The sequence below is a fragment of the Kitasatospora sp. NPDC059146 genome (genome assembly GCF_042786665.1).
Lineage (GTDB): Bacteria > Actinomycetota > Actinomycetes > Streptomycetales > Streptomycetaceae > Kitasatospora.
This window is the reverse complement of record NZ_JBHZCY010000071.1, coordinates 33,675-42,886: the sequence shown is the minus strand read 5'-3', so window position 1 is coordinate 42,886 and position 9,212 is coordinate 33,675. Positions and strand designations below refer to the sequence as shown.

Here is a 9,212-nt window from a genome sequence, read left to right as displayed (position 1 = left end):
GATGGGATAAAAGGTTGCCCCTGGCAAGGCATCTTTTTGTTGCTGTGGTTGGGCGGGGGTTCCCCCCCCCTCGGGCGACCCCCACGGCGAGGGCGGGTCGGCGGCCGGTGGTGTCAGAGCTCGGGTCCGCCTTCGAGGGCAGTGCTGGAGAATAGGGAAACCCGGCCAGCCGGAGCAGACCGGCAGACGGCCAGGAGTGAACGCCTGCGCCGAACCCGGTGAAAACCACACGCCGAACACGAGCTGGCCGCGCGAGGTGCGCCTGCCTGCGACCTGGCTACCGGCTGCCGGGCACCGGACGAAGCGCGTCGCGCAGCAGCTGGATCACGTCCTCGGTGAGGACGGTGCGGCGTTCCTCCGCCAGGGTGAGCAGTTCGGCGGCCTGTGCGGGGTCGGCGTCGAGGGTCGGGACCGAGCGGGTGAGCCAGGGGTGCGGGGTGAGTTCGCGGATCCGTGTGGTGGCGTCGGTCCTGCCCTGGGCGGCGAGCCGGGGGTGGGTGTCGCCGCTCGCGAGGACGGCGGCGCGTAGTGCGGTGAGGCGGTCGCGCCGGCTCAGCAGCCGGTAGCCCGCGCGCCGCACGGCCGGCCGCTGCGGGTCGGTGAGCATGTCCCACAGCAGGTCGGCGGGCAGCCGGGTGGCGCTGGAGACGAGGGCCGCGGCGGCCTCCTTGACCACCGCGGCGGAGTCGTCCCGCAGCAGCGCCGTGACCCGGGGCACGGCCACCACGTCGAGGCTCCGCAGGGCCCGCAGGGCGTGGACGCGGACCTGGGGCGCCGGGTTGTCCAGGAGCGCGGAGAGCAGGGGGACGTCGGCCCGGCCACCGGTCTCGGCGAGCCCCGCGACCGCCCCGACCTGCGGCTCGTCGGCCCGGACGGCCGCCTGGTAGTGCATCAGCGGGTCCGTGCCGGTGCGGCGCGCCGCCTCCCGTGCCAAGGCCCGGACCTGCGCGGACGGGTCGTCGAGGTACGCCACCACGCTCTGCGGGGAGCCGGTGCGCATCAGCCCCGTGAGGGCGGTGACGCGCACCTCGGCGTGACGGCTGCGGGCCAGCCGGCGCAGCAGCTCGGTCTGGTCGGTCCACACCGCTTGCCGGGCGGCGGCCTCGGCGGCCCGGGCCCTGACCTGGCGGTCGGGGTCGCGCTCGGCGAGGGCTGCAAGGTCACGGATCCCAAGGCGGTGGGCGACGGCGTCCAGGGCGAAGCGGCGCACCGGCGCCTCGGGGGCCGCGAGGAGCGTTCCGGCCAGGGCCGTGGTCGACCCGGTCAGCAACGGCACGAGCAGCTGGCCGTGGGCGAATGCGCCGCGTCGGCGCCGGTTGATCAGCAGGGCCGTACGCACGGTCGCCGGGGTGGCCAGCAGCGGGTCGCCATGGAGCAGCACGGCCAGGCCCGCGCTCGCCGCGTCCCTAACCTGGCGGACCCAGTCGCTGGTGCGCAGCACGAGGAACGGCATCGTCCCGGGGTGCGGCTGGTCCAGCATCCGGCGCACCGCGCGCTCGCGGATGCGGCCGTCGGCGTGCAAGGCGGCGAGGGCGAGCGCGACCGGGTCGGCTTCGGTGGGCCGCGGGGTGGGGCGAGTCGGGTGCCACCACTCCCGCCGTATGAAAGCGTCCAGGCGCAGCAGCAACGCCGGGCGCTCCGTCAGCGTGCGCAGCGCCTCGAACGAGTCTTCAGCGCTTCCGGTCGCGCCGACCTCCAACAGCGCGGCGGTCAACTCCTCCAGCGCGCTTTCGTCCGCGGACCGCTCACCGGCGACCAGCAGCCGGACACGCTCCAGGGCAGCAGTGCCCGGGGAAGGCTGCGGGACGGGGTGCTGACGACGGAAGAAGAAGTTCACCTCGCCATCCTGCCGGAGCCGACCAACCTGCCGCTTCCCATATACAACGCCCACAAGACCCCCGCCCAGGGCCTCACCACCGCCAGCCGGACCCCGGCAGCCGCGATAACGCTCGGCGTCCGCGCTTCACCGCACCTCGGAGTGATCCTTCACCACCACATCAGCGTGGCCCTTCACCACTGCCCACTCACAAAATGCCCCTGAGCAGGAAGAACCACCACCCAAACCCGAGCGAACAGCAACGCCGAACCCACTGAAAACATCACGCCGATCATCAGGAAAGCCTTGCGGGGTGCAGCGGACGGAAATCGAATTCAGGCACACCGGAAAGGGGCCTACGGCCCTCCGCGCCGACACGGCGACCGCCGTTCCAGACCGCCGAGGAAATCCCGCTCGACGTCAACGGAGCAATTCCCGGAGCAACGACACAAAACCGAACGCCGAACCAGGACGACGGCCAGGACCGCGGCCAGGGCGCAGCAGCGGGCCGACCCGGCAGCGGGCGGGACGCCACCAGGGCGGGCGCGGGCACGGCGGGCAGCGGCCGGACCCCCGAGACGGGCGCAGCGAGACGGCCTGGCGGCCGACCAGGACGGCGACCAGGCCCAGCAGCAGGACGGCGGGGCGTACCTCAGGGCGGACCTGGACGGGCGCCGCGTGGAGTACTCACGGGCAGTACATTTCCGGCAACCGGGCCGTATCTGACGGCCTGACAGGGCCCGGGGAGCCCCGTGATCGACCAGCGCTGGCCGGCGCTGGTCGGGGCTCCCCAACCGACACCCCGTCTTCACCAACAGGAGCATCACCATGAAACCTACGCCGGAACGGCTCGCGGCTCCCACCAGGGCGCGCGGGCAGCGGTGGCGGTCCCACGCCAGGGTCCTGGGCCGCCGAGCGCTCCTCGGCGCGGCCGGCGCCGCCGGGGCCCTGCCCGTCACCCTCCTCGCACAGCACCTGCTCCACCACTGAGCCCCCGCCGCCGGCCGGGCCGACCCACCCGGCCGCCGGCCCCCTCACCCGGTCCGCGGTCAAGATGCACAACAGGTGCGACCTCGCCGCTCACCACTGCTACACCCACCCCCGCCGGCAGCCCCGCCCGCTCCCGCATGTCGTCCTGCACGGCGGTGAACCGCTGCTCTCCGGCCTCGTCCCGCCCTGACCAGCAAAAACACCCAGTGACCCAAACCATCACCAGGGACCAGAACAGGACTACGCCCCGATCCAGGACGCAGCCGGCCCGTGTCGCTGTGCCCGGCCCGGACGGCGGGCGGCCCGGACCGCAGGCCCGGGACGGCGGCACCCAGCCCGGCCAGAGCAAGCGCAACAGGCCCCTGACGGACAACGGCCCCGGCCTGGACGGCAGCGGCCGAGCAGGGGTGCAGCAAGCCGGACGACGCGGGGGCCCAACCCCCACCAAACCGAACACCCCCCGCCCCGAAATTCCGACCCGGATTCACACCACCACCCGACGGCCAATCCACCAAAACAGCCCAACGAAATACCCGGCGGAATTCACTCCCGAAAACAACCCACACCACCAGGCCCACCCCCAAGCAGGTCGACCCGAACCCCAACCCCACCAACCACCAAACAGAGTCACCAGAACCGCCACTACCCGCCACCGCCGGACACCCCCGACAGGAACAACCAAAGGTCCAGACAACTCAGCAAAAGAGGCCATTCCACGCCCACACCCACCAACAGGTCACACCCTGCGGCCCTTCGCCGGATAGAGCTTCGCGTGCGGCACGCGGTCCTCCCACCACGAATCGCCCAGGGTGCAGACCATCTCCTTGCCTGGTCGCGCGTGACCTCAACTTCCTTCCTTGAATGGCCCGTTCGAAGGTGTCCTGAGATGGCCGCGGTCGTTGGACCGGGCATGATCAAGAAAACGCTGACCACTTTCGCCGCTGGCCTCGCCCTGGCCGGCCCCCTGTCCCTCACCCCGGCACACGCCGCCGGCGGCGGGCAGCTCATCCAGAACGTCGAACACGGCCAGTACCTGACCGTGGAGGGCTCCGGCTTCGTCAACACCATCACCGGCAACGCCCAGCCCTACGGCGTCACCACCCGCCCCTGCACCGACAAGCACAAGCCCTGGCAGACCTGGAACATCGACGCCGCAGCCCACCGCATCCACCCCGCCGCCTACCCCAAGAAGTGCCTCCAGGCCGTCCCCGACGGCAGGCTGATGTTCCTGCAGACCCTGCCCTGCGAGCCCGGCAACACCGCCCAGGACTTCACCCTCCAGAACTCCCGGTTCCGCGGCGAGTTCGTCGTCGTCTCCGGCCACACCTTCAAGGGCCACAGCACGCAGACGTCCGTCGCCGCCTACCCCAAGGAAGACGCCGGCCACTCCCTCGGCCTCGTCCTCACCGACGACACCCCCGCCCCGAACACGCGCTGGAAGACCACCCCCGCATAACGCCCGGACCGCGCCCCGCCCCCGGCCCTCCGAACCGGGCACAGCCACAAGCCCCGGCCGGCCACCACGGCGGCCGGGCACCGGCACCCCTCCCAGCCCGGCACCACGGGTCACACCGGACGGCCCCTCGCCGGGTAGAGCCTCCCGTGCAACACCCGCTCCTCCCACCACTGATCGTCTGGAGTGGAGACCAGCGCGGCCACTTGCTCGCGCTTGGTCGGGGCGGGCAGCACCAGCGGGCCCAAGTCCTTGACGGCGCGGTCCTGTTCGCACTGCGGGCACTCCAGCCGATCCGGGCCGGCCTTCTCGGTCAGCTCCAGCTTCGAGCCCTCCTTCCCCCCGATCGAGCCCCGGCACGTCCAGCACGGGCGCAGCGCGGCGTTCGCCGCCCGGGCCGTTTCCAGCTGCTCCTGGGCCTCCCGCTCCAGGCGTTCCTCTCGTTCCTGGTGGCAGGTCCAGCAGCGGTCGCCGGGTTGGCGGGTCCACTCCACGCGGTTGCCGTCGGGGTCGTAGTGCCAGGTGCTCTCCTTCTTCGGGACGTTGCCGCAGTCAGCGCAGGCGAGGGTGCGCATCCACTTTCGGTGCTCCTGGCGGGCCTTCTTCTCCCGGGCCTTCTGGCGCTGGTTGTAGGCGGCGCGGTTGTCCGGGTTCTCCAGGGCGTCGAGCAGGGAGTGCCGGCCGGGGCGGCCGTAGCGCCACCAGACGGGGCCGAGAGGGCCGTACTCGGCCAGCAGCTCCAGCGTGGTCGCGAGGACGGGCACGACGTCGTCGTACTCGCGCCAGCCGTCGCCGTCGTTGTCATCCTGGGTCACGGTCCACCCGGTGCCGCGCCAGCACTCGGCCGACAGGTCCGCCACGGCCTCCTGGCGGCCTGCCAGGGCGACGGGCCCGGCGCCGCTGACGACCAGGGCGACCGGCGGGTAGCCGGGCCGGGTGTGGGGGCCGGGGTAGGTGCGGCGCCACCAGTGCACCGTGCAGTCGGCCGGGTCCTGCTCGGCCAGCGCGGGATCGGTGCTCTTCACCTTGGTACGGAACAGCTCGCGGTAGGCGGTGAACTTCGCCGCGACCCGCTCCGGCGCCATGGTGGAGCGGTCGACCTCGACCATCAGGACCGGCACCCCGATCTCCGGAGCCTGCCACACACCGTCCGGCCGCACCTGGTCCTGGCCACCCCCAAGAACGCCTGGAAGCAGGCGACCATCGACGCCATCGACAAGCAACTCCAAGGCGACGCAGCACACGGCGCCAGCAGCCCCCAAGTACTCCTCCTGACAGGCCTGGGCACCGACCCGAAGATCCTCACCCTCGACGGCAAGCCGTTCACCATGGACTGAACCAGCCCTCTGCGAACACCCGAGCCGAGTCGGCCAAACCAGCGGCAGCCCGCAGCCGACATGAGGAGGGGTCCAGGTGATCGTCCCGCCGAATCAAGATCAACAGCATTGAGGCGATCCCATCCTCATACCTTTCGGTTTTCCCGACCGAACTGGGCAGCAGTCCCAGATTCTGCAAAGCCACAGGCCGCAAGCCCTGGACAGTCGATCACCGCAGTAAAACCGCAGGTCAGACATCCATGATCTGAAGTCCCAGATTCTGCAAGTCCAATGGTCAACACATGATCAATCGACAAGATCTTTCAAAGCAGCCGGGACGGAGCACCCGCTGGGTGGTCTTGTCCGGGCTGAACCGGTAGTCCAGGTTCAGCGGGCCGTCGGCGTACTGCTCCAGCAGCGCCACGAGCCGTGTCTGGCCGGTGCGCAGCTCTGCCACCGGGCAGTTACCCCAGCCGTTGGCGCCGTGGGCCTGGCAGGGCGCTGTGGCCTTCTTCGTCATCATCATGGCGCCGCCCTGGCCGAGGTTGGCTGTGGACAGCGGTGCCGACGACGAAGCAGCGCGCCACAAGGCGAAGTCGGCCCGACGGTGCCGGCCGTCCCGGTACCCTGCTGGCGGGCCGCTCGATGTGTCGCTCCCGGACCGCTGACGGCCGCGACCGGCAGCACCAACGTCCTGACGGTGCCCCGCATCAACGCCCGCCTCACAGCAGACTGTCTCGGTGCCGTCCAGTGGCCCGGATCGCGGGCCGGCCACCAGCAAGGACACCCGATGGTCAAGAACCACGCCCGGAAGAACGCCGCCCAGGCCCGGGCCGCCGAGACCGGCGAGAACCACCAGGCCGCCGTCGCCGCCGTCCGCAAGAGGCCCTCCCTCCTGCCACCGCCCCCGACCGCCGAGGAGATCCTCGCCGAGGGCCGGGCAACGATCGTCGCCGCACTCGGCGACCTCGCCGAATCCACCACCCACTCGCAGCGGCGCAGCCTGTATCTGGAGCTCCAGCGGGAGGTCGAGGCGTCCACGACGTTCGCCGACATGCGGAAGGCCCGGGGAACTTTCGCGTTCCGCCAGGCTGACGGGTACTGGCGGGACCGCTGGAACGCGCTGTCGACGAGCCCGGTCGAGTCCTACGACGAGCGCCTGCGTGGTATCAACCGGTGCTACTGGGCGCGGCGGGTGATGTACGAGTGGGTCTGGCCCGGCGAGTGGGACAAGCGCCTCTACGGGAGCGGGTACTGACGGCACGCACAGCGCAAGGCGCCGGCCCCCTGATGGTGGCCGGCGCCTTCGTTAAAGCAAGCCTGGTGCGGCGGCTGTTCACCGCTGGCGGTTGCTCGGAGGGTAAAGCCGTCAGGGGCCCGCGGAGGTCGCTGGCTGCTGCGCAGGAAGCTTGGCTGCCGCGCTGCGCTGCGCCCGAGCAGCTGCCATCTGGGCGCGCTTGGCGGGCTGCACGTAGAGAGCCTCGACGGCCTCCTTGATGATCTCTGCCAGGTCGGCGATCTCCTCGGGGGCGTACGCCAGGTTGTGGTGGATCGAGTCGTTTCCGACCGCGCGCCCGGCATGGAGGGCGTCCACGACGTCCTGGTCGAGTCCCTTGGAGGCGAGGTCCGCGATCTTCGCGTACAGGGTGCCGCCCACGGCGCCCTTGTCCTTGCAGACCTCCTCGACGGCGGCACGGTAGCCCACGCCGGCGAGGCGGAGCGATCCGGCGTTCTCCGCGCGGGACGCCTCCTCGTAGAAGCTGCGGACGGGGGCGGGCACCGCCTGGTCCAGCTCGCGCGGCAGCAGCTCGGGCCAGACCTGCTTACGCCACAGCTCGGTCGCCTTGTCCGGCTCGACCCCGTCCCCCTGCTCCAGGACCACCAGCTCGATGATGCCTCGCCCGCACAGGGCGCATGCCCAGAGTTCCTCGCGCACCACCAGCGGGTGATGCACCGACGACACACTGGACGGCTTGGGGCCGACCTGCCGGGAGTCTTTGAGGGTCATCGCTACCCCGACACCGCACTCCGGGTGGGGACAGACGGCCGTGCGCTTACCCCGGTCCACGTGCGCGAGGACGTCGGGAAGGCTGAGGGAACCGTACGAGGAAGAGGCCATGGTGACAAGAAGCCATACCGACAGGCTCTACGTCCAATCGCTTTGCGGGCATGGCACTTTGACTGGCAGGGGCAACTCGTGGTGGCCCCCACACATGCCGTGAGGAAGGGTCAGAACCGGTTGCGGCGCACCCTCGGACGGGTGGGCGGGACCTGCTCGCCGCGCAGTGCGAGGGCGGCGGTGCGGGTGCGTTCCAGCCAGCTCACGACCTGGCGCAGCATGTCGGGATCGAGGTGGTGGGTGAGGTCGCGGACGGCCTGGTGGTCGGCGTCGGTGAGCGCGTAGAGGCCGGCGCGGTCGAGGGCGGTGTAGAGGGCCTGCTGGAGGTTCTCCAGGGTTATCCCGGCCGCCCGGCGGCGGACCCGGCTGGGGACGTCGCCGAGCAGCCCGTCGTCCTGGTCGTCGTCCTCGTCCTGGGCGTGGTCGGGGTGGTGGGGGTGCTGGGTGAGGGCGGCGTGCGGCGTCGCGCCGGCCTCCCACGCGGCCAGCCCGGTGGGCGTCAGCGGGGGGTCGCCCGGCATCGGCGGGTTCGGCGGTGCAACCGGGGTGCGGATCTGCACGTTCGGGTTGACCGGCGTATAGACCGCGGGGACTTGCGGCAGCGGCGGGGGAAGCGGCGCGGGGAAGGGCAGGGTCCAAGGGAACGCCGGGCCGGAGGGCTTCGGCGCAGGCTGGGCCTGCGGGACCTGCTGGCGGCGATCGGCATCGAGGAGGACCAGGAGCTGGTGGCCGCGAAGGGCGCCGCCGAGGCGAAGCCGAAGGTGTCCCGCGGCGACCGGTTCGCCCAGGGTCTGGCCGCGCTCGCCCAGTTCGTCGGACGGGAGCGTCGTTCCCGGGTGACCCGCCCGCACAAGGAGCCGGTGGAGGCCGTGGAGGCCGGCCCCGGTGGCGAGGAGCAGGTGGTGGTGTCGCAGTTCGCGCTGGGCACCTGGCTCAATAACCAGAAGGCCCGCCGGGCGAAGCTGGCCGCGGGTCAGCTCGCGCAGCTCGCCGAGCACGGGGTGGAGTGGGTATAGCAGGCCTCCCACCCGGACGGGCTGGCGCCCGTTGGTTTCCGCTGTGGTCAGGACGCGCAAGGCCCGACCCGGGGAGTGAATCCCTGGGCCGGGCCGGTGGCCTGCCGACTCCGGATCTTCGGGAGCCGTTCCGGGGCGGATGCTCCCGCAGGATCAGGCGCCCGAGGTGGCGGCGATCTGCTGGATGCCGCTGTTGCCGGGCACCTGCTGGAAGGCGCTCCACGACCCGGTGTTGTAGTCGGCGTTCGCGTTGTAGACCCGGCTGTCGGAGCCGACCGCGTACAGGTGGACGGTGTTGCCCACGGCGTTGGCGGTGATCTGCTGGATGCCGCTGTTGGCGGGCAGGGGCTGGAAGGAGCTCCACGTGCCGGCGGCGTAGTCGGCGTTCGCGTTGTAGACGGTGTTGTCGGCGGCGATGGCGAACAGGCGCACCGTGGTGCCGGTGGTGACGGCGGAGACCTGCTTGATGCCGGAGTTGCCGGGCACCTGCTGGAAGGCGCTC

The 9,212-nt window shown here is 71.5% G+C and carries 9 protein-coding genes and 1 pseudogene; 4 read left to right on the top strand and 6 right to left on the bottom strand.

Annotated elements, in window-relative coordinates; translation table 11 throughout:
- Positions 1 to 277: 277 nt before the first annotated feature.
- The gene (locus tag ACFXPX_RS27090; RefSeq protein ID WP_380643760.1) at positions 278 to 1,837 is read right to left on the bottom strand and encodes a HEAT repeat domain-containing protein; all 1,560 of its coding nucleotides are present in this window, start codon (positions 1,835 to 1,837) and stop codon (positions 278 to 280) included.
- Between the two features lie 807 nt (positions 1,838 to 2,644).
- Between ACFXPX_RS27090 and ACFXPX_RS27085 the strand changes: the two genes are divergently transcribed.
- Both ACFXPX_RS27085 and ACFXPX_RS27080 read left to right on the top strand, forming a co-directional pair.
- A complete protein-coding gene (locus tag ACFXPX_RS27085) occupies positions 2,645 to 2,806 on the top strand; it encodes a hypothetical protein (protein ID WP_375897299.1) in 162 nt (53 codons plus the stop codon).
- A 910-nt stretch (positions 2,807 to 3,716) separates the two neighbouring features.
- Positions 3,717 to 4,262, top strand: coding sequence for a hypothetical protein (locus ACFXPX_RS27080; RefSeq protein WP_380643758.1), 546 nt, complete (start codon positions 3,717 to 3,719; stop codon positions 4,260 to 4,262).
- A 110-nt stretch (positions 4,263 to 4,372) separates the two neighbouring features.
- Here the strand turns inward: ACFXPX_RS27080 and ACFXPX_RS27075 are convergent, their stop codons facing one another.
- Entirely contained in the window at positions 4,373 to 5,419 is a 1,047-nt protein-coding gene (locus tag ACFXPX_RS27075) for a hypothetical protein (protein ID WP_380643756.1), read from the bottom strand.
- A gap of 451 nt (positions 5,420 to 5,870) precedes the next feature.
- The gene (locus ACFXPX_RS27070; protein ID WP_380643754.1) at positions 5,871 to 6,362 is read right to left on the bottom strand and encodes a hypothetical protein; all 492 of its coding nucleotides are present in this window, start codon (positions 6,360 to 6,362) and stop codon (positions 5,871 to 5,873) included.
- Between the two features lie 3 nt (positions 6,363 to 6,365).
- Between ACFXPX_RS27070 and ACFXPX_RS27065 the strand changes: the two genes are divergently transcribed.
- Positions 6,366 to 6,833, top strand: a complete 468-nt coding sequence (locus tag ACFXPX_RS27065) for a hypothetical protein (protein ID WP_380643752.1) — start codon at positions 6,366 to 6,368, stop codon at positions 6,831 to 6,833.
- A gap of 111 nt (positions 6,834 to 6,944) precedes the next feature.
- Here ACFXPX_RS27065 and ACFXPX_RS27060 read toward each other — a convergent pair whose 3' ends face one another.
- Both ACFXPX_RS27060 and ACFXPX_RS27055 read right to left on the bottom strand, forming a co-directional pair.
- Positions 6,945 to 7,529 carry a DUF4145 domain-containing protein gene (locus ACFXPX_RS27060; protein ID WP_380643750.1) on the bottom strand — a complete coding sequence of 195 codons (585 nt, stop codon included), beginning with the start codon at positions 7,527 to 7,529 and terminating at the stop codon, positions 6,945 to 6,947.
- Positions 7,530 to 7,804: 275 nt separating this feature from the next.
- Positions 7,805 to 8,215 (bottom strand): hypothetical protein, encoded by a 411-nt coding sequence (locus ACFXPX_RS27055; RefSeq protein WP_380643747.1) that lies wholly within the window; start codon positions 8,213 to 8,215, stop codon positions 7,805 to 7,807.
- Positions 8,216 to 8,287: 72 nt separating this feature from the next.
- On the opposite strand from ACFXPX_RS27055, the gene ACFXPX_RS27050 reads away from it, so the two are divergent.
- Positions 8,288 to 8,710: a hypothetical protein gene (locus ACFXPX_RS27050; protein ID WP_380643744.1), complete on the top strand. Its 423-nt coding sequence runs from the start codon at positions 8,288 to 8,290 to the stop codon at positions 8,708 to 8,710.
- 153 nt (positions 8,711 to 8,863) lie between these two features.
- Here the strand turns inward: ACFXPX_RS27050 and ACFXPX_RS27045 are convergent.
- Positions 8,864 to 9,212, bottom strand: a pseudogene (locus ACFXPX_RS27045) (hypothetical protein); the annotation flags it as partial.